This is a genomic window from Streptomyces sp. NPDC033177 (assembly GCF_055577715.1).
Window position 1 is genome coordinate 575,837 of record NZ_JBVIPS010000006.1, and the last position, 26,449, is coordinate 602,285.

Here is a 26,449-nt window from a genome sequence, read left to right on the forward strand (position 1 = left end):
CGATGACGACCACCGATGCGGCCGGTGTGGCCATGAACACCGAAGCGCCCTCCGAGCCCGGCCACGACCAGGGCGTCCACGGCTACCACAAGCAGAAGGACGAGCACCTCAAGCGGCTGCGCCGCATCGAGGGACAGATCCGGGGCCTGCAGCGGATGGTCGAGGAAGACACCTACTGCATCGACATACTCACCCAGGTCTCGGCCGGCACGAAGGCCCTGCAGTCCTTCGCCCTCCAGCTCCTGGAGGAGCATCTGCGGCACTGCGTGGCGGACGCGGCCGTCAAGGGCGGCGACGAGATCGACGCGAAGGTCGAGGAGGCCACCAAGGCCATCGCCCGCATGATGCGCACCTGAGCCTGCGCGTGACGCGCGGCTCGCGTGCGACGCGGCGGACCGCCGGGCAGCGGGCCGGGACGAAGGGACGCGGCAGGGGCTGGGCCGCGCTCCACCCCCCGGAGAACCGGGGGCCCGGGTCAATCCCGGCTATTGCCCAGCTGCTCCACGTCGGTGAAGACGTTCAGGACCTCGTCAATGCGGTCGGCGCTCAAGCGCTCCGCGGCGGCGGACGCCGCGATGATGAGTTCACCGCACAGCTCGATCTCGGCAAGGGCAACGTGGTCCTGAACAGTCGTACCGCGCACCAGAGCCACGTTCATCACCTCTTCCTGGCCTTGCTTCCTGCCGGTACCGACTTCCTAGAGTAGGGAGCGGCCTACACACCGCGCATGGCACGGACGGACCATTTCCACACCCCCGGGCGCGACTAGCCGTGCACCCTACTTCTCGGCGATCTTCCCCGCGAAGATGTCCTCGCTCGCCGGAAGCCGCACGTCCACCCGTACCCCGAAGTCGAACAGCAGCGTGGTCGAGGCCACCTCGGCGTTCGCGACGCTGAAGTGCTGCCGCAGCTTGCGCAGCCGCCCCTGCTCGTCGAGGTACGCGTCGAACGGCACCCCGCCCTTGCTGAACCCTTTCGCCGCCGCACCCAGGGCCCGCCGCTGCCCCTCGGACGCGGACTTCGCGGCAGCCGGCAAGTCAGCGGTCCCGCGGTAGTGCCGCACCTGCACGCCCGCCACCGCGGTCTCCCCCACGTACGACACCTTGCTCGCACCCCGCAGCAGCTCCGCCGCGGCGAGCGGATCGGTGGCGCCGCCCGTGACGAGGTTGCCGTCCGAGAGCGACGCCGTGTCGATGCGCACCCACTTGTCGGCCGGCACCCCGGCCCCCCGGTTCTTCATGTAGAGCGCGCCGCTCGCCATCAGCTCGGTGATGGGACGGTGCTCCTCGTCCCCGGCGGGATCCTTCGGCAGCACCACCACGAACCGCCCCACCTGCCGCCTGAAGTCGTACGAGCCCTGCCCACGGATGGTCACCCGGGTCCCGCCGCTGGCCATCTCCATGGACGTACGCGCCTTGGAACTGCCCGCACGGACAAGGGCGTCGGCGGAGTCCCGCACCGCGTCGACGGCGTCCTGGGGGGTGCTGCGCCCGTCGTCGGCGGCGGCTCCGCCGCCCGAACAGCCCGTGGCGACGGCCATGAGACCCACCGCCGCGGCCGCGATGGCCGCCCCGCCTGTGCGCCTTTGCTGCTGACCCATCGCCCGACTACCCCCAAGCCTTCCCGCGAGGTTTGTAGCCCCCTGTCGTTCCGTGTAACGACCGGTACGTTGACCCGTCACGCGGAAGAGCGTTAACCCGGCGTGGGTACCGTGGGTCCGTGGCAGAGGAGCAACAGGAAGAACCCCATCGCACGACGACGGTCGAGCAGGGCCGCTTCTGCGCGGCCAGGTGCAGTTGCGGCTGGCGCGGCCCGGCCCGCAGAGCGCGCAGCAAGGCCAGGACCGACGCGGAGTCCCACTCGTCCCACGGGTAGACCGCCGCTCGGCCGCTTCCCGCACAACTCCCCTTGCCGCTCAGCGGAACCCATGGGTCCCGCAGGCCGTCTCGTACTCCGGGACAGCAACGGGAGGGGCGACATGGAACGGCGTACGTTCATCGGCACCACGGCGGCGGCCGCGACGGCCTTCGCGGCGGCGGGCTGCTCCGGTTCCGGCTCCGGCAGCGGCAGCGGCGCGACCTCCCGCAGCGCGGACGGTCCCCGTTCCGGCACCCCCATCCGTACGTCGAGCGCCGCCGCGACGGCGGCGGCGAACCTCACCGCCCTCGCCAAGGACCTGGACGGCGCCCTGGTCAAGCCGGGCGAGGCACAGTGGGCGGCGGCCCGGCAGCTCTACAACACGCGCTACGACAGCCTGAAGCCGACAGCGGTCGCGTACGTCGCGAGCCCGGACGACATCCGCACGACCCTGGCCTACGCCCGCGCGCACGACGTCCCGGTCTCCATACGCAACGGCGGCCACTCCTACGGGGGTTGGTCGTCCGGCACGGGACGCCTGGTCGTCGACGTGTCGAAGCTGAACAAGACGCGGGCCAGTGGTTCGACGGCCACGGTCGGTGCGGGCGCGAAGCTGATCGACGTGTACCGCGCGCTCGCCGCGAAGGGCGTGACGATCCCGGCGGGTTCCTGCCCGACGGTCGGCATCTCCGGCCTGACGCTCGGCGGCGGACATGGAGTGGTCTCGCGGGCGTACGGCCTGACCTGCGACAGCCTGACGTCGGCGACGCTGATCACGGCTGACGGCAAGCAGCTGACGGCGAGCAAGAGCGAGAACAAGGACCTGTTCTGGGCGCTGCGCGGCGCGGGCAACGGAAACTTCGGCGTGGTCACGGAGCTCCGGTTCCGCACGCACGCGGCCCCGCAGGGCGTCTCGGCGTACATGAGCTGGCCCTGGTCGAAGGCGGCCGCGGTCATCAAGGCATGGCAGGAGTGGGGCCCCGGCCAGCCGGACGAGATCTGGTCGTCGGCGCACCTGGCGAACACGCCGGGCGGGACGCCCACTGTGTCGGTCGCCTGCTTCTCCCTGGGCACGTACGGAGAACTCCAGAACGCGGTGGACCGCCTGGCGGACAAGATCGGCGCCCCGGCCCGCAGCGTCTCGCTGAAGCGGCGCTCGTACGAGGAGGCGATGGAGGTGTACGCGGGCTGCTCGTCCTTCGCCTCGGACGCCCAGTGCCATCTGCCTGGCGCGACGCCGGGGCGGAGCCCGCAGGGGGCACTGAACCGCGAGACGTACGCGGCGAGTTCGGACTTCTTCGACCGCTCGCTGTCGGCGGCCGGAATCCGCGCGCTCCTCACCCAGGTGGAGAACGTGACGGGCGCGAGCGCCGGCAGCATCGCCCTCACCGCCCTGGGCGGCGCGATCAACCGGGTCGACCCGACGGCCACGGCCTTCGTGCACCGCCGCTCCCGGCTGCTGGCGCAGTACATCGCGGCGTGGCGCCCGGGGACGTCCGGTACCCCTGCCCAGGCATGGCTGAAAACGGCTCATGGGGCGATGGGCCGGTACGCGTCCGGAGCGGCGTACCAGAACTACGCGGACCCGACCCTGAAGAACTGGCGTGAGGCGTACTACGGTCCGGCGGCCCCCCGCCTGAAGAAACTGAAGAAGCAGTACGACCCGAAGCGCTTCTTCGACTACGCGCAGGCCCTCTGACTACGCGGGCTCCTGTGCCCCCCGCTAAACCTTCCGTTACCCCGGACGGCGTCCCCGGCAACCCGAACGGCCCTGCCCGACACGCCCTCGGGTGGCCCACTCCCCGGGACCCGGCTGCTCTGAGGGTATGAACCCGCGAATAGGCACAGCCGCAGCGTCCACCGCCGCCCTACTGGCCCTGACGGCCCCCTCGGCCCACGCCGCCGACGCCGGCACGCACCCCCAGGCCGGTGCCCTGGCCGCCATCTCCGCGGGCGTGACCGTGGCGGCGGCCGGCACAGGCTGGTGGCTCCTGAAGCGCCGCCGCGAGGGCGAGACGCCGCCCGTTACGCCGCGAGCTTCCGCTCGTCCGGACCGGACGACGCCCGCTGCGGAAGCTCGGCCACAGCCTCGTCCCGCGGCTTCGCCCACACCAGCCGAGCCCCCCGCCCCGACCGCCCGACAGCCTTGACCACAGGCGTGAGCAGGGCCATCGCCAGCGGCGAGAGCAGCAGCGTGACAGCCGTTCCGAGCGCGAATCCGCCGATGACGTCCGTCGGATAGTGCACGCCCATAAAGACCCGGCAGAAACCTTCGGACAAGGCGAGGGCGATGCCGACGAGACCGAACTTCCGGTTGGCCACGAAAAGCCCGACGCCCAGAGCCATTGCGAGCGTCGCGTGATCGCTCACAAAGGAGAAGTCGGTCTTTCCGTGCACAAGGAGCTCAAGGCCGTCATGGTCCTTGAAAGGCCGACGGCGCTCGACGAATCCCCGGATCGGCACATTCACCAGGACGGCGATCCCGGCAGCCAAGGGCGCCCAGACAACAGCGGCGACAGAAGAAGCGGCGTCATCCAGCGTCTCGCGCTTTCGCTGCCCCCACCAGCACCAGAGGACCAGCAGAACAAGCGCGAGCAGCAGTCCGTACTCGCCGACGAATGCGACCGACTTCGCCAGCCAGGCCGGCGAATCCTCGGCGAGGCCGTTGATGTCGTAGAGCAGGCTGACGTCGGGGTTCGACCCTGTGGTGTCGAGTCCAGCCATGGTGCTGCGGCCCCTTGTCTTCTCGCCTCGGACGCACCTTGCCGTGCGTCCTTCCGTCAACCCCCGTGGCTACAGTCAAGGGAACGCGTGGTCCCCTTCACTACGTTCCACTCTCCACCGAATGATCACGCAGACGTTACCGAAGAGAGACTCATCACCGCAGCTCAGAGAAGTGTACTGACGGAGAGTTCAAGCCACATCACGCGCCGCGAACGGCCTCCGCGCCATCCTCGGTGACGCGAGTCGCGCCGAAGTAATCCGGCGTGTCGATCGGGTCGAACCGGATCACCGCGCCGGGCCGCGGGGCATTGATCATGTAGCCCCCGCCCACATAGATCCCGACATGCCGGATGGCACGGGAATTGGTGAGGTCGTCCGAGAAGAACACCAGGTCGCCCGGGAGCAGTTCGTCCCGTTTCGGATGGGGTCCGGCGTTGTACTGGTCGTTGGCGACGCGCGGCAGATCGATATCGACACTGCGATAGGCGGCGAGAGTAAGACCGGAGCAGTCGAACCTGCCGTTCTGTTCGGCGGTTCCATTGCCGCCCCACAGATACAGCGTGCCGAGCTTCTTCTGCGCGTAGTAGATCGCGCCCGCCGCCTGCTCCGAGGGCTGCACCCTGCCGATGGGCCGGGCGAAGCTCTTCTCCAGGTCCGTGATGGTCTTCACGTAATTCTGGGTCTCGCGGTAAGGGGGAACGCCGCCGTACTTGATGACGGCGTACGCACCCGCGTTGTACGCGGCGAGCATGTTCTCCGTCGGGCTTCCCGGGGCGTCCTTCACATAACCGGCGAGTTTGCAGTCGTACGAAGCGGCGGAGGGGATGGCGTCCTTCGGGTCCCAGACGTCGCGGTCGCCGTCACCGTCGCCGTCCACCCCGTGCGTGGCCCAGGTCCCCGGGATGAATTGCGCTATCCCCTGGGCGGCGGCCGGGCTCTTCGCCTTCGGGTTGAACCCGCTCTCCTGGTACAGCTGCGCGGCGAGCAGGGCGGGGTTGATCGCCTTGCAGAGGTTGCCCCACTTCTGCACGAGCGCCTGGTAGGTGGCGGGCACGGCGCCCTTCGCGAGCCCCACGTTGCCCTGGCCGCCGCCGTTCGCCATACTCCCCGCGGCCATGTACGTCCCCACGACGAGGAGGGCGATGAAGCTCATCGCCCCACTGATGCCGACGGCCGCGACCAGCCACGTCTTACGCACCGTCAACCACCCCTCATCACGCGGGAGTCCACCGCGCACCAGTCTGACATCCTCCACCCCGTAATCGGAGCAGAATCCCACCTCAGGCCGCATATGGCCGAGCAGGGGACCGCCGCTCCACAGACCGATCGACCCGAGCCGAGGAACCGTCCATGTCTGAAAACGCCCCCGCCGTCCCCTCAGATCTCGACTGGATACGCGCCGCCCCCGAGGGGGAGGAGGGGCCGGGCCCCTGGATCGAGATCGCGTACGGCCCGGGGGACGCCGTGTACCTCCGGGAAACCAGTGACCCCGAGAACGTCGTGACCACGACGCGGAAGAAGTGGGACGCCTTCGTACTGGGCGTTCAGGCGGGCGAGTTCGACCACTTCGTGGAGGGGGTGGAGGGGGGCGAGGGGGTCTAGGGGGTCTAGGGGGCCCAGGGGGTGGAGTGACGACCCCGGCTTCCGGCGCCGGGGGTCAGCCCTCCACGAACTCGTCGGTCAGCAGGCAGCCATCGATCAGCGCGGGTGCCGTGGACACATCGCCCTCGGGCTGGAAGTTCGGGTTGCAGTTGAGTTCCAGGAGCGACGACCCCGAAAGATCCCGGAGCGTCTCGTCGTCCGGCGCGATCACGGCGAAGTCCTTGCCGATGGCGAAGCCGCCCTGTATCCCGGCGAGTTCGTCGGACTGCATCCGCTCGGCGATCTCCGCCTTGTAGGCGGTCTGGAACTGCTTCATGTCGCTGGTCTTGAAGACCCGGATCCAGCCGTTGTCGCCGTCGTCGCACGTACCGCGGAACTGCACGCCCCAGGTCATGTCGAACTTCTCGTCCATGGGGTAGTAGCGCTCGTCGGAAGGATCGATGCTGTACCGCTCGCACGTGGTGAAGCGCTGGAGGTATTCGCCCGCGGCCATGACCGTGCCCGCCTGGGGCAGGTTCTCCAGCATCCACTTCTGCCGGACTTCGGGCCCGCCGCTGGTGCCGCCGTTGCGGGCGGGGGCGGGGTTGGAGCCGGGGTCGGGGTCGGAGCCGGGGTCGGAGCTGGAGCCGGGGTCGGAGGCACCGCCACCGCCGCCGCCACCCACCGAGGCGGACGTACCCTCGTCCGTCTTGCTGCCCTCGACGCTCTTGTCGCCCGCGTGGCCCTCGACGCTCTTGCCCTCGTCCTCGCAACCGGTCACCGTCAGGGCAAGACCCGCCGCCGCGACGACCGCGGCCAGCCTGGAGCGCGTACGCGTGCGCATGATGGTGTGATCCGTTCCCCCGCCAAGTATTGACGCCGGGACCCTAGATCACCTGCATGTCCATGATCAACTCAAGTTCATGATCAAAGCGCCCACCGTACGTCCCACCCAGCTGTCCCAGGCGAGGGTCGTTTCCGCAGGTCAGGGCGCCGAAACCATTCCAGCGTCCCGCATGCCGCGGTGTTGCTTGCCCACCCCGAATCCCTCCCCCTTAGCTGTGATCACCACAGCCCAGCACTACTCCGGGGGAATCCCATGAAGCACACCCGCAAGGCCGTCGCAGCAGTCATCGGCCTCGTCGCCGCCCTCTCGCTCACCGCCTGCAACGGCGACGACAACGCGTCGGCGGACACCAAGCCCGGCGCGGCAGCTTCGGACTCGGACTCGGCGGGAAAGGACGACGGCACGGGTGACGGTGACGGCGGCGGCACCGGAGAGGCTGCCACCACCGGCGGCGGTGACTCGTCGGCCGATGGCGGCAGCAAGACCTCCGGCAGCGGAGGCACCGACGACACCAGCGCCGACAAGTCCACGACCGGTATCTGCCGCACCGACGAGCTCGAGGTGAACGCCACCGACAACACCACCGACAAGACGGAGGGCGTCGTCACCGTCGTCTTCAAGAACGGCGGTGGCCGCGACTGCACCATCAAGGGGTACGCGGGGGTCGACCTGACGGCGTCCACGGGTGACACCCTCTCCGTGAGCCGTAACGGCGAGCAGGCCACGCCCGGCGTCCTGAAGGACGGCGAGTCGGCCGCCTTCAACATCACGTTCCCGTACAACAACTCGGGCGGCTCCGGCGTCCGCATCACCAGCCTCGTCGTGACACCCCCGAACGAGACCAAGCACGTCACGCTCGACTGGCCCGCGGGCTCGCTCCCGGTCTCCGACGGCGAGAGCCCGGTCAAGCTGGAGATCAGCCCGGTCGGCAAGGTCAGTGACTCCCCGGCGGGCTGAAACCCCCGGCCCCGGCACCTGCTCAGGCGGCCCGCGGACGCACCACCTTGAAGCCGAACCCGTACGAGCCGATCGCCTCCGCCACGCCCATGAACAGGTACGCGGCGTGCTCCTGGCCGCGTGCGGTCCGAATGCCTCCCAGGTCCAACTGGGAGGCATCGGCCCATCCGAGGTCACTCAGCAACTGCCGCGTGGTCCGCTTCGCGGCGGCATCGTCACCCGAGAGGAAAATAGTCCCCGGCTCCTCCAGGCTCCCCGGGTCCTTCATCACGACGGAGTCGACGGTGGCAAGCGTCTTGACCACGGCCACGTCGGGAAAGGCGGCTTGAATCTCCTCGCTGAGGCTGTAGTTGGGGTGGGAGAGCTCCATGTCCCCGGTGAACCCGACCCCGATGTCGACCAGCACCTTGCCGGCCAGGGCAGCGGCCCCGATGTCGTTCAACACATCCATGGAGGCGGTACCGGGCGTGGCGTTGACGAGCACGTCCCCATGCCCCGCGGCCTCCCGCAACCCGACAACGACAAACCCCTCAAGCTCCTCCGCGTCCCCCCGCCCCTCGGGGTCTCGCGACCCCAGCACGACGTCATGCCCCGCTGCACGCCAGCCAGTTGCCAGCGCGCGGGCTACGTTTCCGGTTCCCAGCAGTCCGATTCGCATGGACAGAACGCTAAGCGGCACGGTCGCAAAGAAGATCGGGCTGTGGCCGTACGCCGCATCAGCCCGTCGACGTAGCCCTTTAGCCCGAGGACGCGCCGTGGCCCTTGGGCCACTTCCCCCTCCAGGGGACCGCACCGCCTGGTACATGCGGGTACGCGTAGCTATGACGCAAAATTCGCATTAGCGAAAGCACTCCCCTCGTCGATAGCGTCAGTCAGCCCAGAGCAACGACCGCCGTCCGTGACGCGCGACTAGGACCCAGGGGGCAGGTATGGCCGAGAGACTGAGGCTTGACGCGATCGAACTCGAGAACTTCATGAAGTTGCTCGATGGATCAGTCGAGTCCTTGAAGGGCCTGCGCAACGCCCTGTCCGGTGCGACGGTCGGCGGCCTCGGAACGGACGACCTCGACAAGGCCTGCGAGGACTTCCAGGAGGACTGGAAGTACGGCGCGGAGCAGATCGGCGAGCAGGCGGAGGATCTGAGCAAGATCATCGGGCAGAGCAAGGATGCCTTCAACGAGGTCGAGGATGCGTTGGTGAAGGCGTTGGAAAAGCCCGGTAAGACCAACGATGACACGGTGCGGGTGCCGAAGTGACGAAGACGGACGCCACCACCTATCCCGACCTCGGCTTCAATCCCGCCCCCGGGGACTGCGACACCGTAAAGGAACTGCGCAAGAAGCTGGACAACTGCGTCACTGTCCTCCGCGACACCCGCAAGGTCGTCACCAAGCTGATGGACGGCAGCTACTGGGAAGGCGATGCGGCCGTAGCTTTTCGCGAAACCATCGACAGCGGTCCGCTGACCCTCAACCTGAAGAACGCCGCACGCTCCATCGAGAAGGCCGCCACGCAGCTTGATCGCTGGGAAGGCGACCTGGAGGACTACCAGCGCCGGGCGAAGGCTTTGGACGGCAAAGCGAAGGACGCCCGGGAGGCGTTGAAGGCAGCGCAGGGGCACGCTGACACTGCCGGTGCTGATCCTGACCTGGAGAAGAAGGGCAGCAAGCAGGACGACGCGAAGAAGTCCCTGAAGCTGGCCGACGGAAAGGTCGAGGACGCTCAGGCGGAGCTGGACCGGATCTTGGGCAGGGCGCGGAGCCTGGAGCATGAGCACAGCGAGAGGTCCGAGTACCGCGCTGAGAAGATCCGCGACGCGACGGAGAAGCTGGCACCGCAGGAACCTGGTTGGCTGGAGGATTCCTGGGAGTGGATCAAGGAGAACCTTCCGGACATCCTCAGCGCCGTGGCGGGGGTTCTTGCACTGGCTGCGCTGGTCTTCACCGGGCCTATTGCGCTTCCGCTCCTACTGGTGGGCGCGGCGGTATTCAGCGCGGCGGCGCTCGGTACCCGGCTTTCTGATCCTGCGGTGCGCGCGTCTCTATGGGATGGCTTTACCAAGGGCGAGTTCGACTCCGACTTCTTCAGTAACTTGGTGTCGGTGGGCGCCGACACTCTGGGCATGGTGCCTGGACTCGGTGCTGCCGCCAAGGGGGGCATCGAAGCCACGCAAGCGATCCGCAACGGGGGTGAAGTTCTGAGCCTCGGAGGGAAGATGGCCAAATACGGCACTGCGATCTCCGACAAAGCCACCGAGGTCAGCAACTTGACCAACCCGCTGCTCGAAAAAGTCTTTGGCGGGACAGCCAATCCGCAATTGTGGGCCGACAGCGTAGCCAAGGCTTCGGGCGGCATCGGCATTGTGACTGCGGGATACGGCTTGTTCGATGACGACGAGCGCAGGGGCGAGGTGGGGACCGGTGTCGACGGCGTGCGACTCGGCATCGACGCGCCCGGGCTCCCGGCTGCCGCACGCTACATCTTCTCCTGACCTCCACCGTTGCAGAAAGAGTGAACCAGTGAACCCTGCCGACTACGCAACCGCGTGGGACCACCCACCGACGCGTCGTGCCTGGAGCCTGCTCATGCTGATGAACGTGGCCGGCTTGGTCTGCTGGATCGGCGTCTGGATCGCACTCTTGGGCATTTCACTCGAAACACCCAATTGGGCGGTATGGATCTACTTGCCGTACTGGATCTATAGCCCCTATCGCATGCTCGTCCAGTTGAGCTACATCCCCACGGCTCTGCGCATGCTGCGCGTCCTGCAGACCTATCCGTGGCAGGTGTTTCGAGGTGTCTCACACGGCTTGTCAGACAAACCAGAAGTTCTGGGTAATCAGTACGGGTGGTTCGAGTTCCCCAACCCCGGCGAGCGGGCCCAGCAACTTCCCCTCGTCTTCACCAAGCACTTCCGCATCACCTGGTGGCACCGTCGTATGGCGCCCCGCGCCAAGCCTCAGCTCAAGTCCCAGATCGAGACGGTTTGGTTCGCCGGTGACCCTCGCATGATCGGCCTCATCGCGGCGCCCACCCCGAGCGGTAAAACGCCTCGCCGAATGATGTTGCTCCACCAGCGTCTGGCAATGGCCAATGCCGCCTGCACCACGGAGTGGGGAGCCACACCCGCCGATCTTGAACAGGCCCGCCACGCCGGATTCGTCCCGGCTCCTGATTCACTCCGCAAGAAGGCGACGCCCCGTTGAGTACACCCAGGTTCATCCTCGACGAGTCGGTAGATGACCCCGACGCCCAATACTGGTTCGCCCTCCCCGCGGGCTTCAGCCCGATCCCTGTGGCTGCTCTGCTGAACCCGGCCGACTCCGCCGGAGCCGACAAGTTGCGCAGCACCATCGAGCCGCTGCTGGCCTCGGCCCCCGACGATGCCACCCGCAAGCAGTTCTTGATGCAACTCGCCTTGGTCCAGCAGCTACTGGCTACGATGGTCGAGGCCGCCACCGCTCACTGCTCGCTCGGCCTGCACCGCGACGATGTTTCCGGCGGCGACGGCGTCAACTACCTGTTCTCCCTCTTCACCCTGTCCTGGCGGGACATCGCCGTAGCGGCGCCCGCCGTCACCGCCGCCCGGGCCGTCGCAGGCGCCGAGGGGCACACGAACATCGAGTACCTGGAGCTGCCCTGCGGGCCGGCGTCGTTCAGCGAGCTCGTCCGCACCCCGGGCTCCGACTCCGACCCCTCGCAAACCCCGCTCCTCCAGATCTTCGCCCACCTCCCCCACCCCGACGGCAAACGCCTGGCGAGCCTCACGCTGGGTACCACCGCCGTGAACCGGCGCGCGGAGTACCGGAGTCTGCTGCACCACATCGCCGAGAACGTCAGCTTCGAGAACCCTCTGCTCGAGGCCGAAGCGATCAAGCGTGCTGCGGCCGGACGGGGCTGAAGATCTTGTCCAGGTAGTAGTCGAGCGCGCCGCGCACCTCGTCCAGGGTGCGGCGCTCGTGGAGTACGTCCCCGCCCAGACCGACCGCCGCCGCCACCAGGAGGTCGGCCTCACGCCGGGCGTCCAGGCCCGGCGCCGTCTGGCCGCTCGTCTGCGCCGTGGCGATGAACCCGGCGACCAGTTCCTCCAGGGGATGGTCGTCGCTCAGGAAGACCGCCGCGATGGCGGGATCGGTGAGGCTGCGTGCGTAGTACGCGGAGAACACCCGCAGGGCCATGGCCCGTTGGGCGTCCAGCGGCAGGAACTCGCGCAGCAGAGAGCTGAGTACGCCGCGTAGGTCCGCGGGGTCGTAGTGGACACGGGTCCTTGCCAGGCGTTCGTTCTCGCGGTGCAACATGTGCAGGGCGGCGACAAGGAGTTGATGCTTGCTGCCGAAGTGGTACTGGACCGCCCTCAGCGACACCCCCGCCTCCGCCGCGACCTCCCGCATGCTCGCCGCGTCAAGACCCCGCTCGGCGGCGATGCGCCACACCGCCTCGGCGATCTGGCGGCGTCTGCGCGTCCGGGCGCCGGACGTGGGTGCCGGGCTCTCGGGCGCCGGGACGGGGGGCCGGTTCCGTTGCCGATAAGCCCTCGCCTGACAGCTCCGGGAGCAGTAGAGAGCGGGGCGCCCGCGCTTGCCCGCGGCGCTGATCCCGGCACGGCAGACCGTGCAGCGGGATTTCTTTTCGTCACGCACGGCCCTCATTGTAGGCCCTGGAATGTGTGACGTAATGCAGCAATCGTGTGCCACGGGAGCGATTTTATGGTCGCCCCATTGATACGTTCGTAGCGTGAAGTACGACATCCTGCAGATCCTCGGCGCAGTCCTGATGTGTTTCTCCGCGCAAGGCCTCATCCGGCTGCTCTTAGACCACGGCCACACCGGCCTTCTCGGCTGGCTCCCCGGCGGCTTCGCGGTTCTTCTGGCCGCTTACGTCGTCGCCCTCGCCGGGGGCGTAACCCTGACCGTCTGGTCCCACTCCCGGGCGAAGACCCTCGGCCGACGCGACTGAGGTCGACGCGACTGAGGGCGAGGCGACTGAGGGCGAGGCGGAAGGCCCAGCCCTGCACGGCCTGTTGACGGGTGTCCAGCTTTCGCCGATCGTTGGGGAATTGGGCGCAAATCAAGGCGCTGCGTTGTGACGGCTGGGGGGAGCCGAACATGCAACCTGGGGACGAGCACGCCACGGGAGCAGAGCCCAACGACGCCGTGCCCGGGGGCCCGGGGCCCAGCGACGCGGTTCCGGGGAGCGGGGAGCGTGCGGAGCACGGCGCCGGTACGGGCGGCCAGCAGCGCCCGGCGGCCCCGAGCGCGCCGCCTGCGGGGCCGGGCCATGACCCGGGTGAGCGCCCCGCGCCCGCCCCAGGGCCAGCCGCTCCCCCGCCGCCCGAGGCCCCCCGAGGGGGACAGTTCGGGCCGCCACCCCCCATGGCACCGCCCACGCCCCAGCCCTCCGCACCACCGCCACCGTTCCCCCCACCCCCGCCTCCCGCGGCCCCGCCCGCCTACGCCCCGCCCATAAGCCCTCCCGGCCCCGCTCCCGCCCCCGACCCCCTGCGCGCCCTCTCCGCCGCGCTCCTGAACCTCACCGGTCTCGGCCTCGGTTACGTCCTCCTGAAGCGCTGGCTCCTGGCCGCCCTCTGCTGGGCCGCGACCGCCGCGCTCCTCTTCGTGGCGCTTCCCGCCGAGGTCGACGGCGTCCCCGGCGGCGTACTCGTCGGGTTCGTCGCCTTCCTCGTCCTCGCGGCGGCCGACGGGGCCCGCCGCGCCCTTCGTACGCCCCATGCCTGGCCGCTCCGCGCACCGCTCGCCGTCGGGCTCGGGCTCGTCCTGCTCGCCGTCCCCGCCGGCGGCGTCATCGCGTACGACGCCGCGCGCGACGAGGCCGTGGAGCAGATGCTGCTCGACCGGCTCGACAAGGCCGACAAGATCGTCACGGCCGCGGACGGCCGCACCTTCGACGCCGCCGAGGACGACTACCGCTCCGCCCTCGCCATCTACCGCGACCTGGGCGATGACCACCCGGACTCGAAGGCCGCCAAGCGCGTCCCGGACAGCCTCACCACGTACTACAAGTCCGTCGCCGCCCCGTACGACGAGCGCAAGTACTGCGACGCCCTCGAACCCCTGAAATACCTCCGCACCCTCCCCGGCTCCCTCGGCAAGGACCGCGTGGGCACCCTCGCCACCTGGCCCGACGACCGCCTGGCCACCTCCCTCTACGAGTGCGGCAGCCAAGGTCTCGGCGCCACCTCCACGGCGGCGGCCGGGAGCGCCGACGGCGGTGAATTGGGCGAGCTCCTGCGCACGTTCCCCGACTCCGACCAGGCCGGCAAGGTCGAGCCCGCCATCCGCGACGCCATCGACGCCCGCTCGTCGGACCTGAAGGGCTCCGACCCCTGCAAGGCCACCGAGGAGCTCCGCGGCATCGGCACCACAGCCAAGGCCCTGCCCGACGGCACGGGTGACGGCCTCTCCGACGACGCCGCGAACGCGGTGGAGTCGGGGGTGTACGCGTGCGGCGTGGACGAGTTCAAGGACGGCAAGTTCAGCCAGGCGGCCAAGACCCTCAACGACTTCACCGGGACCTACAAGAGCAACGGCAAGCGCGACCGCGCCAAGGACATCGCCATCGCCGCCGAGATCGCCGCGGCCCGCCCGGCGGCGGGCCGCAGCCTGCCGCCGACGAAGTCCCCGGGCGGCGCGAGGCTCACGTACGTCGTCGAGAACGGCGGCCCAGGGCCGCTCGAGGTCCTCTACACCGGCCCGACCACCGGCAGCCTCAAGCTCGCCGCGTGCGGCAACTGCAAGACGTACACCAGCAGGGCCCAGGGCAAGAAGGCCTGCCTCGCGGGCAAGGGGTACCCGCAGAAGACGCTCCGGCTGCCCGCCGGCGACTACCACTTCCTCTACAAGCGCGACGCGAGCAGCGTGGGAAGCGTCCGCAACAACACCGAGGGCAGCAAGATCCAGCCCGGCTACCGCTACACCGACTGCGCGTACGTCGTGACGGGAGGCGGCCTCGGGGACCTGGATGGCCTCGATGGCCTTGACGGGCTTGACGGACTCGACGACGTGAACGACCTCCGGGGGCTGGATGGCCCCGACGGGCGTACATGACCGATGATGTGAGTCTCCGTCACCAGACCTGGTCAGAATGAGACCTGGTCAGAGGGCTCGCCGGGCCGTCATTGCCCGGCGTCACTCACCGTGATACACAGAGTGACCATACGTTTCAGCCAACGAATGACGCCAAGTCGACATGCACTGGCCCATTTGTCGGCGAGAATGAGCTGTCCTCTGCACTGCGGTAGGCAGAGGTGACGGAACAACCCACTAGGGGCGGTGAGTTACACATGCTTATGGCAGCCGAAAAGGGCGACATCACCACCATCATCGGCGGGATCGCCCCCGACTGGGGTCCCTTCGGGAGCCTGGGCAACGAGGCACGGGTGATGATCGAGGTCGTGATGGCGATCGCCATCCTCCTCTGTCTCGGCATTGCTATCTGGGGCGCGGCGAAGCAGCGCATCGGCGCGACGGCGCTGCGCGACACCTTCAGCGCGGAACAGGGCAAGGGTCTGATCATCGCGGGCCTGACCGGCGTTTTCATCATCGGTTCGCTCGGCACGGTCTTCACCATCGTGTACGGCATGGCGGTCTAGCCCCCGCCACCCACTTACGTCACTTACGTCCCCGTCCCCCCACCCTCTGTCCCCCTTCGACCCACCCATCCGTCGTGCCCACCGGCTGAGGTTGCAACTCCCTGATGTCGAGTCACCACACCGCGCCCGCGCGGGAACCAGCACGGCTACCGTCGTACGTGGCGGTTCACCGAGAGGTTGAGGGGGCGTACGCGGCATGAGTCTCGACGATGAGCGAAACGGCGGCCTCTACGGCGGCTCGGGCGAGACCCGGACACGGCTCCCCGAGGGCGAGGGGGGCGGCCAGGATGTGTACGGAGGAGCGCGCAGATCCAGCCGTTCTTCGTCACGGTCTCTCGTGACGGTGGTGGGTGTGGTGGTGGTGCTGATCGCCGCCATCGCCTTCGCGAACCGCGGCGACGGCGGGACCTCCTCCGGAGAGGGGGACGGGAAGAAGGCGGAGTCGAACCCCACCGCCGCCTCCGGGGAGAAGCCTGTCGACGGCAAGACGTCGGGCATCCCTTCGGGCTTCGCGAAGAGTGAGCAGGGGGCGGAGTCCGCTGCGGCGAACTATGCGGTGGCGCTCGGCTCGGCGGACATGTTCAAGGCCGGCCTGCGCCACAGCATCGTCAACACCGTCTACACCCCGCAGGCGGCCGCCTCTCGCCAGGCTTCGCTGGACAAGGTGTACTCCGGCAAGGAGTTTCTGACGGGCATCGGCCTGAATCCTGACGGCAGCGCGCCGAAGGGCACGACCTTCGTCTCGCGCATCATCCCGGTAGGCACCACCTCCAAGCAGATGAGCGGCAACTCGGCGACCGTGGAGATCTGGTACTCCTCGCTCTTCGGCCTTGCCGGAGAGAACACGAAGAACCCGGTCTCCGAGAGCTGGTTCACGAACACGTACGAGCTGCGGTGGGTCGGAGGCGACTGGAAGGTCGCCGACTTCAAGCAGAAGGACGGCCCCGTCCCCGTCGGGCGCGACCAAAGGGCCTCGTCGGCCGACGACATGGCGAAGGCTGTGGAGGAGTACGGAGGGTTCACTTATGCCCGCTAGCAACCGCCGTCGCACCCTCACGCTCGCAGCTGCGGTAACCACGGTGCAAACCGCCGTGGTCCTCTTCGCCACGCAGGCCGTCGCCGCGCCCGAGCCCGACGACGACCCCTGCGATCTCATCCGCGGCCCTGCGAAGGAGTACTGCGAAAAAGGCCAAGAAAGCGGCACCGGCGACAGCAGCGGCAAGTACCCCACCGACGCCCCCCTGGACTCCACCGCCGACCCCCTCTCCTCCCTGGCCAAGGGCTGCGCCGAAGCCGCGTCCTGGACCGTCGACAAGCTCTCCGAAGCCGTGAAGGAGACCGCCGAGGTCGACTTCACGAACCCCAGCTTCCTCAAGCAGTACGCGGTCGTCTTCGCCGCGTCCACCATCCTGACCCTCCTCCTCTGGCTCCTCGCCGTCGCCAAACGCGCAGTGAGAGGCGTCCCCCTCACCACCGCGCTCTCCGAAGCCATCGGCTTCCTGTGGCTGACGGTCCTCGCCTCCGCCTTCACGCCGTTGATCCTCTACACGATCGTCTCGGCGACCGACGGCGTCACGGACGTCATCGCGAAGGCCACCGGCGGTCAGACGGACACCTTCTTCGGGACGTTCTCCGAGGCCCTGAAGAAGGGCGAGGACATCGGCGGCGGGCCGATCATGCTGATCGTCGTCTCGCTCGTGTCGATCCTCGCGGCCGGCATCCTCTGGCTGGAGCTCGTCATCCGGGCCGCCCTGCTCTACGTGGGCGCCCTGCTCGGCACCGTCGTGTACGCGGGCCTGGTCGACAAGAACCTGTGGACGCACGTCCGCCGCTGGGCGGGCATCATGATCGCCGTCGTCCTCGTCAAACCGATCATCGTCATCGTGCTCGGCCTGGCCGGCGCGCTCTCCGCCGACGACGGACCCGACGCGTTCTCCGCCGTCGTGTCCGGGCTCTCGATCATCCTGCTCGCCATCTTCGCGAGCGCCATGATCTACCGCTTCGTCCCCGGCTTCGGCGACGAGATCGCCAACTCCCGGAACAACCGCATCTCCCAGGGTGCGGAGAACCGCGCCGCGGCCGTCATCACCTCCCCCGCGTCCCTCGTCTCCCAGGGCATCAAGACCCACAGCTCCCGCGGAGGCGGAGGCGGCGGCGGCAACAACCAGTCCCGGCCGTCCAACCCGGCCAGCGGCGGCGTAGCAGCCCACAGCAGCCGCCCCAGCGGAGGCGGCGGAGGCTCATCGAACGGCGGCGGATCTGTCCCCTCCGCCGCCCCCCCGCCCCGGGGCAGCGCGACCGCCACGCCGCACGCGCGCAACCGCGGCTCGGGCAACGGCTCCACAGGTTCCACTGGCACTACCAATCGCTCGGGAGGTGAAGGGCGTTCATGACCACCCAGTCCCACGTGTCCCATCCGGTCGCGCCCCGCCGCACATATCTGATCGGCCGTGCGCGGCCGAACGCGATCGTCGGCAAGAACCGGGAGACCGGTGAGATCGCGCTGATCATCGCCGGCGCCTTCGTCGGGATGATGTGCGGACTCCTGGTCCCTGTCCTCTCCCTGCGCATCGTGCTGCTCATGGGCTTCCCGATGCTGGCGATCGCCGCGGTCTACGTCCCCTACAAGGGCCGCACGTTCTTCAAGTGGTTCGAGATCAACCGCAGCTACAAGCGCTCCCTCAAGCGCGGCACCGCCTACCGCTCCGCCACCCCCGAGGCGGGCGTCCACCTCGACGGACGCGAGATCGAGGTCGGCCCGCCGCCCGGCATCGGCCGCATCAGCTGGCTGGCCGCGCCCTTCGGGCCGGATGAGATCGCCGTACTGCTGCATGCCGACCGGCGCACCGTCACCGCCGCCATCGAGATCGAGGGGCCGGGCGTCGGGCTGAGGGACTCCGAGGACCAGGAGGCCCTCGTGGACCGCTTCGGCACGCTGCTCAAGCACGTCGCCAATGGCGATGGGTTCGTGACACGGCTGCAAATGCTCGCGCGCACCCTCCCCGCCGACCCGGACGCCCACGCCAAGGACGTCAGCGTACGAGGCGACGACCGGGCACTGCCCTGGCTGCAGCAGTCGTACGAGCAGCTCCAGTCCATGGTGTCCACCAGCAGCGAGCAGCACCGCGCGTATCTCGTCGCCTGCATGCACTACTCCCGCGACCTGGCTGCCGAGGCCCAGGCGATGGCCCGCGCCAGCCGCCCGCACGGCGGCCGCAAGCTCGACAAGGACGCCGGTCTCGCGGTCGTCATGGCGCGCGAGCTGACCGACATCTGCTCGCGGCTCCAGGAAGCGGACATCCGCGTACGGCAGCCGCTCGGGCAGGGCCGCCTCTCCTCGCTCGTGCACTCCATGTACGACCCGGACCACCCCATCGACCACATCCAGGCGATGACCAAGCGCAACGCCTGGCCCGCCGAGCTCGACGCCATGGAGCCCACCTACCTCCAGGCCAAGACCCGCGAGTCCTCCACCCGCGCCCCCTGGTGCCACGCCACGGCCTGGGTGAAGGAGTGGCCGATGACCCCCGTCGGCGTCAACTTCCTCGCCCCGCTGCTCGTCCACACCCCGGACGTGATCCGCACGGTCGCGGTGACCATGGACCTCGAACCCACCGAGGTCGCCATCGAGCGCATGCTGACGGAGAAGACGAACGACGAGGCGGAAGCCAGCCGCCAGGCCAAGATGAACCGCACGGTCGACCCGCGTGACATCGCCTCGAACTCCCGCCTCGACCAGCGCGGCGAGGACCTCGCGAGCGGCGCGGCCGGCGTCAATCTGGTCGGCTACATCACCGTCTCGTCCCGTTCCCCCGAAGCCCTCGCGCGCGACAAGCGCACCATCCGGGCCTCGGCCGGGAAGTCGTATCTGAAGCTGGAGTGGTGCGACCGCGAGCACCACAGGGCCTTCGTCAATACGCTGCCGTTCGCGACCGGCATCCGACGCTAGAGCTGAGGGCTGCCAAGATGCGGGATCCGCTGACCATCCTCACGGACGCCTTCACGTCCTTCCTGTTCGGGAAGGTGGAGACGACCAGACTCCCGGTGCGTACGTCGACGGGGCAGGCCCAGGCGGTCTACCTGCCGACGGCCGCCCCCGGCCTCGGCGACTCGGGCGTGATCATCGGGCGCGAGGTGTACTCCGGCAAGGGCTACATCTACGACCCCTTCCAGCTGTACGGCCAGCAGCTCCCCGCCCCGCACTGGCTGGTGCTCGGCGAGTCGGGCAACGGCAAGTCGGCGCTCGAGAAGACGTACGTCCTGCGGCAGTTGCGGTTCAAGGACCGGCAGGTCGTCGTCCTCGACGCGCAGGGCGAGGACGGCGTGGGCGAATGGAACCTCATCGCGCAGGAGCTGGGGATAACTCCCATCCGCCTGGACCCGACGGCCGCGCTCGACATGGGCATCCGCCTCAACCCGCTGGACCCCTCGATCACCACGACGGGTCAGCTCGCGCTGCTCCGCACGATCATCGAGGTCGCGATGGGGCACGGCCTCGACGAGCGCTCGGGCTTCGCGCTCAAGGTCGCCCACGCGTACGTGAACGAGACGATCGTGGAGCGCCAGCCCGTCCTCACGGACATCGTGGAGCAGCTCAGGCACCCGGAGCCGGAGTCGGCCGAGGCCATGAACGTCGCCATAGACGACGTACGGGCGTGGGGTCTGGACGTCGCGCTCGTCCTGGACCGCCTGGTCGACGGCGACCTGCGGGGCATGTTCGACGGACCGACGACGGTCGGCATCGACCTGGACGCCCCGCTGATCGTCTTCGACCTCTCGCACATCGACCGCAACTCGATCGCCATGCCGATCCTGATGGCGATCGTGGGCGTCTGGCTCGAACACACGTGGATCCGCCCGGACCGCAAGAAGCGCATCTTCCTGGTGGAAGAGGCCTGGCACATCATCAACTCGCCTTTCGTGGCACAGCTGTTCCAGCGGCTGCTGAAGTTCGGGCGGCGGCTCGGTCTGTCGTTCGTGGCGGTGGTCCACCACCTGAGCGACGTGGTGGACGGAGCGGCGGCCAAGGAGGCGGCGGCGATCCTGAAGATGGCGTCGACCCGCACCATCTACGCCCAGAAGGCGGACGAGGCGAGAGCGACGGGCCGGGTACTCGGCCTGCCCCGCTGGGCGGTGGAGATCATCCCCACCCTCACTCCCGGCATCGCCGTATGGGACGTCAACGGCAACGTCCAGGTGGTCAAACACCTGATCACAGAGACCGAACGCCCCCTGGTCTTCACCGACCGCGCCATGACGGAATCCTCGGCGGACCAACTCCTCGCCGACGACGCCCTGCGCGCGGCGGAACAGGAGGCGGAGGAGCGAGCGGCGTACATGGAGCAGCAGATGAACGATCCCTCGTCGTCGTCGCGTTACGGGGTGGCATGACCGATGGGATACCGGGGCCCTGAGCCCGAGTACGGCTACGGGGGCGGGCGGCGCGAGTCACGCGAGCGAGGCATCCCCGACGGCCTCCTGGTCGGCGGCCTCGCCTTCGTGCTCGGCCTGACGGTCCTCGTCTGGTCGGCGACGGGCCTCGCGGGCTTCTTCTCGCACGGCTCCTGGCCCAAGAACGTCACCTTCGGCAATACACCGGTGGCGATGCGGCACCTGCTCCAGCAGCCGCACGACATCGCGGGCGCCTGGCCGGCGACCCCGGCGACGCAACTCACGGGCTACGGCCTGTTCTGGGGCCTGCTGATCGGCCAGCTGATGGTCTTGGTGGTACTGACGATCTTCGTACTGGGAACGGTCACCCGCTGGCGAGCAGTCCGAAGAACAAGGCGCGAGCCCCCACAGGAGATCGCCCCCGAGCCAGTCGCCGCTGCTGTGGGCAATCGTCCCGCAGGGCGGGACGGGTGGGCACAGCCCACACCGCCGAGTACCGATGAACAGGGCGCCGGGGCCACTGAGGAACCCCGCACTGAAACCCCGAGCATGGAGAAGCTGCCGGTCCCCACCCCCCGTACCCCCCTGGTACTGGGCCCTCAGGAAACCCGCAGGCCCCTCGCAGCGGAGGCAATCCGCGAGGCAGAGGGCGCAGCCCTAATCCTCACCTCCGACCCCACCCTGTGGGAGGAGACCAAGGACGCCAGAGCGAAGCTCGGCCCCGTCCTGGTCTACGACCCGAACCACCTCTGCGACACCCCCGCAAGAATGCACTGGTCCCCCACCACCGCCTGCGAGGACAAGGCAGTCGCCGCACAGAGAGCCACCGCCCTGCTGGCCGCCATAAGGCCGAGCGCCAAACTGGACAGCACGGTGGCCGACACAGCGGAAACGCTCCTCCGCTGCTTCCTGCACGCCGCGGCGGTGGACGACCGCCCCATCAAGCACGTGCACCGGTGGGCGCAAGGCACCCAGGTCCAAGAGGCAGTCCGCATCCTCCGTACCCACCAGAAGGCGGCCTCGGGAGCCGCGGGCGAGCTGGAGGCGGCGCTCACGGCGTACCCCGAACGCCGGGACATGGCCCAGGAGTTGACGGCGAGGTCGCTCTCCGCCCTCTTCACCCTGAACGTACGGGAATCGTGCACCCCGAATCGAACCGATGCCCTCACCTTGGATTCCTTCATCGATGAAGGGGGCACGCTTTTTGTGGTGGGTGAACCCATCGAGGACCCCAAGTCGCCCCAAGGGCCCGGCGCGATGCCACTCCTCACGGCTCTCGCCTCAAGCGTGGTCGAGCACGGCCGGCGCATGGCCGAACGGTCATCCTCCGGTCGGCTCGACCCACCAATGACGCTGGTCCTGGACGATGTTGCCGCCGTGGCCCCGCTGCCCCAGCTCCCGGAACTCCTGTCCACCGGCGCGGACCGCGGCCTGCCCACCCTGGCCCTCCTCCGCTCCCGCGAACAGGCCCGAACCCGCTGGCCGCACGCGGAACTCCCCGGCTGAGAGCGCCCGAGGCCCCAGGAGAGCGGCCAAGACCCTCAGGGTCGCCGTCCTACCCCGGTACTACCCGCACCCGCCCGCTCCCGCCCATGGTCCGACGCCCCGCGCCCCAGCGAGCGCCAGCATCAGAAGCATGATTCGGGCATACGAACTCACCAAGCGCTACGGCGAGAAGACCGTCGTCGAGAACCTGTCCTTCACCGTCCACCCGGGCACGGTCACCGGCTTCCTCGGCCCCAACGGCGCGGGCAAGTCCACCACCATGCGGATGCTCCTCGGCCTGGACGCCCCGACCCGCGGGCGCTCCACCGTCGGCGACCGGACGTACGCGACCCACACCGCGCCCCTGCACGAGGTGGGCGCGCTCCTGGAGGCCCGGTCAGTGCACCCGGGCCGCACCGCCTTCCACCACCTGATGGCCCTGGCCCACACCCACGGCATCCCGCGCCGCCGGGTCGACGAGGTGTTGGATCTCGTGGGCATCCACGAGGTGGCCCGCAAGCGCGTGAAGGGCTTCTCGCTCGGCATGGGCCAGCGCCTGGGCATCGCCGCCGCGCTCCTCGGTGACCCCGCAGTGGTCATCCTTGACGAGCCGGTCAACGGTCTCGACCCCGAGGGCGTGCTGTGGATCCGCAACCTCCTCAAGTCCCTTGCCGCCGAGGGCCGTACGGTCCTGGTCTCCTCACACCTCATGAGCGAGATGGCGCTGACCGCCGAGCACCTGATCATCATCGGCCGCGGCAGGCTCCTCGCGGACACCACGGTAGAGACGTTCGTACGCGAGTCGGGCACCGGCTCCGTCAAGGTCGTCACCCCCGAGGCGGGCCACCTCGGCGAGCTGCTCGCCGCACCCGGCGTACAGGTCACGAGTGACGCGCCGGGCGTACTCGACGTACGCGGCACCGACGCCGAACACATCGGCCGCACGGCGGCGCGACACGGCATCCCGCTCTTCGAACTGACCCCGCACGCAGCATCGTTGGAGCAGGCGTTCATGGACCTGACGCGCGACTCGGTCGAGTACGTCACCCCGTCGATCACCCCGCAGCCGGAAGGAGCCGCAGCATGAGCACCGACACTCTCACGTCCACCACCAGGACGGCCCCGGGGCCCTCGTCGGCGTACCGCCTGAGCACCAAGGGCGTCCTGCGCTCCGAATGGCACAAGCTGTGGACGCTCCGCTCGACCTGGATCACCTTGTTCACCGCCGGCGCCCTCGTCCTGGCCGTCGGCGTCACGATGGGCGTCACCTACGACGGGGACGACGCCGACATCGACACGGTCGTCTTCACCCTCTTCGGCACGCAGCTCTCCCAGATCTGCCTCGCGGTCCTCGGCATCCTCGTCACCGCGGGCGAGTACTCGACGGGCATGATCCGGGCGTCCCTCACCGCCGTCCCGAACCGCCTGCCGGTCCTGTGGTCCAAGGCGGCGATCTTCACGGCCGTCGCCTTCACCATGTCTCTCGCCATCAATGTCGTCACGTTCCTCGCCGCCCAGATCTGGCTCGCCGGCTCCGACAAGGAGCTGTCCCTGACAGACTCCGGCGTCCTGGGCGCCCTCGCGAGCAGCGCCGCGGCCCTCACCCTCCTGAGCCTCATCGCGCTCGGCCTCGGCGCCCTGTTCCGCTCGGTGCCCGGCGCCATCGGAGCGTTCGTCGGCGCCGTGCTGATTCTGCCGGAGGTCCTGACGATGCTGCCGTTCGCCGCCGTGGACACCGTCATCCGGCACTTCCCCGCCCAGGCGGCGACCTCGCTCGGCTCGATCACCCGGGTGGAGAACACCATCGCCCCGGTGACGGCCCTCTTCACGCTCGCTCTCTGGGCAGCCGTGATCATCGCCACGGCATCGGTCCTGCTCAAGCGGCGCGACGTCTGACGATGCGGCCGGGAACTCCCGGGCACATGCCCAACTCCTGTACGAGGATGAGGCCGTGACCGAGCCACACCCCCTCACTCAGCTGCTCCAGCGATCCTCCCAGCGGGTGCGCGCCCTCGACAGGCGCCGCCCGCTGGTCTGGGACGTCCTGGTGACCACGTTCTTCGTGATCGCCGCTCTCACCGACGCCACCGGCGGCTGGCGCAGCACCGCGGCCAACACCCAGGTGGCCCAGGGGCAGATCTACCTGATGAGCGTGTGCCTCTCCGCCCCGCTGCTGTGGCGCCGCCGCCACCCGCTGGTCGCCCTCGCGGTGATGGCGGCGGTGACCGTGGCCAGCAACTGGACGGGAGCCTGGCTGCAGGCCGCGCTGATCCAGTACATCGTCGTCTTCAACATCGCCCTGCGGCTGCCCTTGAAGACCCTGGGTTGTGCGGCCGCGATGACGGCACTGCCCATGACGGTCTGCGTCTTCTCCTACCCGCGGAACAGCTGGGACGAGTTGATCGTCCCTCAGGTCTGGTCCTTCGTCGTCGTCGCTCTGGCCGGCATCGCGGTGCGCTCCCGCCAGGACTACACGCAGGCCCTCGTCGAACGCGCCAAGCAGCTCGAAGTCGAGCGCGACCAGCAGGCGCAGCTCGCCACGAACGCCGAACGCACCCGAATCGCCCGGGAGATGCACGACATCATCGGCCACAATCTCTCGGTCATCACGACCCTCGCGGACGGCGGTTCGTACGCGGCCGCCAAGTCCCCGGAACGCGCCGCCCAGGCCCTCACGGCCATCGGCACGACCAGCCGCCAGGCCCTGACGGAACTGCGCAGGCTCCTGGACGTCCTGCGCGAGGACGCCCCTCACTCACCTGAGGCCGCCGCCCTGGCTCCCCAGCCCGCCCTCACCGACCTCGGCCAACTCATCGACGGGGTACGGACCGCGGGGCTTCCGGTACGCAGCACGGTCCGCGGCCGCCCGGACTCCCTCCCGGCGGGCCGCCAGCTGACGGTCTACCGCGTCGTCCAGGAAGCCCTCACCAACACCCTCAAGCACGGCGGCCCGGAGGCGACGGCGTACGTGGAGGTCGTGTACGACGATGACGGCGTGCGGGCGACGGTGACGGACACGGGAGCCGGTGATCCCACTGGAACACCCGGCCCCTCACCCGGTGATTCGCCGGGCCGCGGTCTCACGGGAATGCGCGAGCGAACGGCTTTGTACGACGGGACACTTGAGGCAGGCCCGCTGCGGCAACCGGCAGGCGGCTGGCAGGTAAGACTCCATCTCCCCGAGGAACTCAAGGAATCGCCCCAGTGACGACCGTGCTCATCGTCGACGACCAGCCGATGCAACGCTTCGGCTTCCGCATGCTCCTGGAGAGCCAGGACGACATGAGGGTGGTGGGAGAGGCCGGCAACGGCAGCGAGGCGGTCCGCATGACCGCCGAACTCCGCCCGGACGTCGCCCTGATGGACATCCGCATGCCGGGCCTCGACGGCATCGAGGCCACGCGCCGCATCGTGGCGGCGGGCGACCGCACCCGCGTCCTGATCCTCACCACGTTCGACCTCGACGAATACGCGTACGCGGGCCTGCGTGCGGGAGCCTCGGGTTTCCTCATCAAGGACGCCCTGCCGGAAGAGCTCCTCGCTGGTATCCGAGCGGTCGCCACGGGGGACGCGGTCGTGGCCCCGAGCCTGACCCGCCGCCTCCTCGACGCGTACGCCGATCATCTGCCGACGGGGGCGGATTCGGATATCGACCCGTTCAGGGACCCGCGCCTGGCCACACTGACCGAAAGGGAGCGCGAGATCCTCACGGTCATCGGGCAGGGCTGGACGAACGCGGAGATTGCGGGCCGGCTGCACCTCGCGGAGTCGACGGTGAAAACGCACGTGGGCCGCATTCTCGCGAAGACGGGGGCGAGGGATCGGGTACAGGCCGTGATTCTGGCGTACGACACGAAATTGGTGCGGCCGGAGTAGGTGGTGGACGCGGTAGTTGTAATGGTCCTGAACGCAGAAAACCCCCGCACCCAGAGGGTGCGGGGGTTTCCCGTTAATAATAGTTCGGCGGCGTCCTACTCTCCCACAGGGTCCCCCCTGCA

Annotated in this window: 28 protein-coding genes; 21 read left to right on the top strand and 7 right to left on the bottom strand. The window is 68.9% G+C overall.

Annotated features, from left to right (window positions below; all coding sequences use genetic code 11):
* The first annotated feature begins 2 nt into the window (after nt 1–2).
* Nucleotides 3–356, top strand: coding sequence for a metal-sensitive transcriptional regulator (locus ACZ5U5_RS23595; protein ID WP_363213188.1), 354 nt, complete (start codon nt 3–5; stop codon nt 354–356).
* A gap of 119 nt (nt 357–475) precedes the next feature.
* On the opposite strand, the gene ACZ5U5_RS23600 is transcribed toward ACZ5U5_RS23595, so the two are convergent.
* Complete coding sequence (locus tag ACZ5U5_RS23600) at nt 476–658, bottom strand: hypothetical protein (RefSeq protein WP_469024899.1); 183 nt, start codon at nt 656–658, stop codon at nt 476–478.
* A gap of 120 nt (nt 659–778) precedes the next feature.
* Nucleotides 779–1,600 (bottom strand): SCO4651 family lipoprotein, encoded by an 822-nt coding sequence (locus ACZ5U5_RS23605; protein WP_469024901.1) that lies wholly within the window; start codon nt 1,598–1,600, stop codon nt 779–781.
* A 119-nt stretch (nt 1,601–1,719) separates the two neighbouring features.
* Between ACZ5U5_RS23605 and ACZ5U5_RS23610 the strand changes: the two genes are divergently transcribed.
* Both ACZ5U5_RS23610 and ACZ5U5_RS23615 read left to right on the top strand, forming a co-directional pair.
* Nucleotides 1,720–1,875, top strand: coding sequence for a hypothetical protein (locus tag ACZ5U5_RS23610; protein WP_469024904.1), 156 nt, complete (start codon nt 1,720–1,722; stop codon nt 1,873–1,875).
* A 103-nt stretch (nt 1,876–1,978) separates the two neighbouring features.
* Nucleotides 1,979–3,556, top strand: coding sequence for an FAD-binding oxidoreductase (locus tag ACZ5U5_RS23615; protein WP_469024907.1), 1,578 nt, complete (start codon nt 1,979–1,981; stop codon nt 3,554–3,556).
* Between the two features lie 326 nt (nt 3,557–3,882).
* On the opposite strand, the gene ACZ5U5_RS23620 is transcribed toward ACZ5U5_RS23615, so the two are convergent.
* Both ACZ5U5_RS23620 and ACZ5U5_RS23625 read right to left on the bottom strand, forming a co-directional pair.
* Complete coding sequence (locus tag ACZ5U5_RS23620; protein ID WP_469024910.1) at nt 3,883–4,581, bottom strand: phosphatase PAP2 family protein; 699 nt, start codon at nt 4,579–4,581, stop codon at nt 3,883–3,885.
* Nucleotides 4,582–4,780: 199 nt separating this feature from the next.
* The gene (locus ACZ5U5_RS23625; protein ID WP_469024912.1) at nt 4,781–5,779 is read right to left on the bottom strand and encodes a C40 family peptidase; all 999 of its coding nucleotides are present in this window, start codon (nt 5,777–5,779) and stop codon (nt 4,781–4,783) included.
* A gap of 152 nt (nt 5,780–5,931) precedes the next feature.
* Here ACZ5U5_RS23625 and ACZ5U5_RS23630 point away from each other — a divergent pair, with 152 nt between their 5' ends.
* Entirely contained in the window at nt 5,932–6,183 is a 252-nt protein-coding gene (locus ACZ5U5_RS23630) for a DUF397 domain-containing protein (protein ID WP_469024914.1), read from the top strand.
* 55 nt (nt 6,184–6,238) lie between these two features.
* On the opposite strand, the gene ACZ5U5_RS23635 is transcribed toward ACZ5U5_RS23630, so the two are convergent.
* Nucleotides 6,239–7,006 (bottom strand): hypothetical protein, encoded by a 768-nt coding sequence (locus tag ACZ5U5_RS23635; protein WP_469024917.1) that lies wholly within the window; start codon nt 7,004–7,006, stop codon nt 6,239–6,241.
* A 255-nt stretch (nt 7,007–7,261) separates the two neighbouring features.
* Between ACZ5U5_RS23635 and ACZ5U5_RS23640 the strand changes: the two genes are divergently transcribed.
* Nucleotides 7,262–7,966 carry a DUF4232 domain-containing protein gene (locus tag ACZ5U5_RS23640; RefSeq protein ID WP_469024919.1) on the top strand — a complete coding sequence of 235 codons (705 nt, stop codon included), beginning with the start codon at nt 7,262–7,264 and terminating at the stop codon, nt 7,964–7,966.
* Nucleotides 7,967–7,988: 22 nt separating this feature from the next.
* Here the strand turns inward: ACZ5U5_RS23640 and ACZ5U5_RS23645 are convergent, their stop codons facing one another.
* Nucleotides 7,989–8,624, bottom strand: coding sequence for an NADPH-dependent F420 reductase (locus ACZ5U5_RS23645; RefSeq protein ID WP_469024921.1), 636 nt, complete (start codon nt 8,622–8,624; stop codon nt 7,989–7,991).
* Nucleotides 8,625–8,895: 271 nt separating this feature from the next.
* Here ACZ5U5_RS23645 and ACZ5U5_RS23650 point away from each other — a divergent pair, with 271 nt between their 5' ends.
* The 4 genes from ACZ5U5_RS23650 (at nt 8,896) to ACZ5U5_RS23665 (ending at nt 11,867) form a co-directional block, all read left to right on the top strand.
* Nucleotides 8,896–9,222: a hypothetical protein gene (locus tag ACZ5U5_RS23650; protein ID WP_469024924.1), complete on the top strand. Its 327-nt coding sequence runs from the start codon at nt 8,896–8,898 to the stop codon at nt 9,220–9,222.
* The gene (locus ACZ5U5_RS23655; RefSeq protein ID WP_469024926.1) at nt 9,219–10,457 is read left to right on the top strand and encodes a putative T7SS-secreted protein; all 1,239 of its coding nucleotides are present in this window, start codon (nt 9,219–9,221) and stop codon (nt 10,455–10,457) included. The genes ACZ5U5_RS23650 and ACZ5U5_RS23655 overlap by 4 nt, the downstream gene beginning before the upstream one ends.
* 94 nt (nt 10,458–10,551) lie before the next feature.
* Nucleotides 10,552–11,172, top strand: a complete 621-nt coding sequence (locus ACZ5U5_RS23660) for a hypothetical protein (protein ID WP_469024929.1) — start codon at nt 10,552–10,554, stop codon at nt 11,170–11,172.
* Entirely contained in the window at nt 11,169–11,867 is a 699-nt protein-coding gene (locus ACZ5U5_RS23665) for a hypothetical protein (protein WP_469024931.1), read from the top strand. Before ACZ5U5_RS23660 ends, ACZ5U5_RS23665 begins: the two co-directional genes overlap by 4 nt.
* On the opposite strand, the gene ACZ5U5_RS23670 is transcribed toward ACZ5U5_RS23665, so the two are convergent.
* Nucleotides 11,839–12,606, bottom strand: coding sequence for a TetR/AcrR family transcriptional regulator (locus ACZ5U5_RS23670; RefSeq protein WP_469024933.1), 768 nt, complete (start codon nt 12,604–12,606; stop codon nt 11,839–11,841). The genes ACZ5U5_RS23665 and ACZ5U5_RS23670 overlap by 29 nt on opposite strands.
* A gap of 94 nt (nt 12,607–12,700) precedes the next feature.
* Between ACZ5U5_RS23670 and ACZ5U5_RS23675 the strand changes: the two genes are divergently transcribed.
* The 12 genes from ACZ5U5_RS23675 (at nt 12,701) to ACZ5U5_RS23730 (ending at nt 26,327) form a co-directional block, all read left to right on the top strand.
* Complete coding sequence (locus ACZ5U5_RS23675; protein ID WP_469024936.1) at nt 12,701–12,922, top strand: hypothetical protein; 222 nt, start codon at nt 12,701–12,703, stop codon at nt 12,920–12,922.
* A gap of 416 nt (nt 12,923–13,338) precedes the next feature.
* The gene (locus tag ACZ5U5_RS23680) at nt 13,339–15,030 is read left to right on the top strand and encodes a tetratricopeptide repeat protein (RefSeq protein ID WP_469024938.1); all 1,692 of its coding nucleotides are present in this window, start codon (nt 13,339–13,341) and stop codon (nt 15,028–15,030) included.
* Nucleotides 15,031–15,266: 236 nt separating this feature from the next.
* The gene (locus ACZ5U5_RS23685; protein ID WP_160505898.1) at nt 15,267–15,575 is read left to right on the top strand and encodes a hypothetical protein; all 309 of its coding nucleotides are present in this window, start codon (nt 15,267–15,269) and stop codon (nt 15,573–15,575) included.
* A gap of 196 nt (nt 15,576–15,771) precedes the next feature.
* Nucleotides 15,772–16,611, top strand: a complete 840-nt coding sequence (locus ACZ5U5_RS23690; protein WP_469024942.1) for a hypothetical protein — start codon at nt 15,772–15,774, stop codon at nt 16,609–16,611.
* The gene (locus ACZ5U5_RS23695; protein WP_469024945.1) at nt 16,601–17,968 is read left to right on the top strand and encodes a hypothetical protein; all 1,368 of its coding nucleotides are present in this window, start codon (nt 16,601–16,603) and stop codon (nt 17,966–17,968) included. The genes ACZ5U5_RS23690 and ACZ5U5_RS23695 overlap by 11 nt, the downstream gene beginning before the upstream one ends.
* A complete protein-coding gene (locus ACZ5U5_RS23700; protein WP_469024947.1) occupies nt 17,965–19,524 on the top strand; it encodes an SCO6880 family protein in 1,560 nt (519 codons plus the stop codon). Before ACZ5U5_RS23695 ends, ACZ5U5_RS23700 begins: the two co-directional genes overlap by 4 nt.
* A 17-nt stretch (nt 19,525–19,541) precedes the next feature.
* On the top strand, nt 19,542–20,966 hold the full coding sequence (locus ACZ5U5_RS23705) for an ATP-binding protein (RefSeq protein WP_469024949.1): 1,425 nt from the start codon (nt 19,542–19,544) through the stop codon (nt 20,964–20,966).
* A gap of 3 nt (nt 20,967–20,969) precedes the next feature.
* Nucleotides 20,970–22,472, top strand: coding sequence for a type IV secretory system conjugative DNA transfer family protein (locus tag ACZ5U5_RS23710; RefSeq protein ID WP_469024952.1), 1,503 nt, complete (start codon nt 20,970–20,972; stop codon nt 22,470–22,472).
* A gap of 130 nt (nt 22,473–22,602) precedes the next feature.
* Nucleotides 22,603–23,538: an ABC transporter ATP-binding protein gene (locus ACZ5U5_RS23715; RefSeq protein WP_469024954.1), complete on the top strand. Its 936-nt coding sequence runs from the start codon at nt 22,603–22,605 to the stop codon at nt 23,536–23,538.
* Nucleotides 23,535–24,347 carry an ABC transporter permease gene (locus ACZ5U5_RS23720; protein ID WP_469024956.1) on the top strand — a complete coding sequence of 271 codons (813 nt, stop codon included), beginning with the start codon at nt 23,535–23,537 and terminating at the stop codon, nt 24,345–24,347. Before ACZ5U5_RS23715 ends, ACZ5U5_RS23720 begins: the two co-directional genes overlap by 4 nt.
* 55 nt (nt 24,348–24,402) lie before the next feature.
* Nucleotides 24,403–25,659 carry a sensor histidine kinase gene (locus tag ACZ5U5_RS23725; protein WP_469024959.1) on the top strand — a complete coding sequence of 419 codons (1,257 nt, stop codon included), beginning with the start codon at nt 24,403–24,405 and terminating at the stop codon, nt 25,657–25,659.
* Entirely contained in the window at nt 25,656–26,327 is a 672-nt protein-coding gene (locus ACZ5U5_RS23730; protein WP_469024961.1) for a response regulator, read from the top strand. The genes ACZ5U5_RS23725 and ACZ5U5_RS23730 overlap by 4 nt, the downstream gene beginning before the upstream one ends.
* Nucleotides 26,328–26,449: the final 122 nt, after the last annotated feature.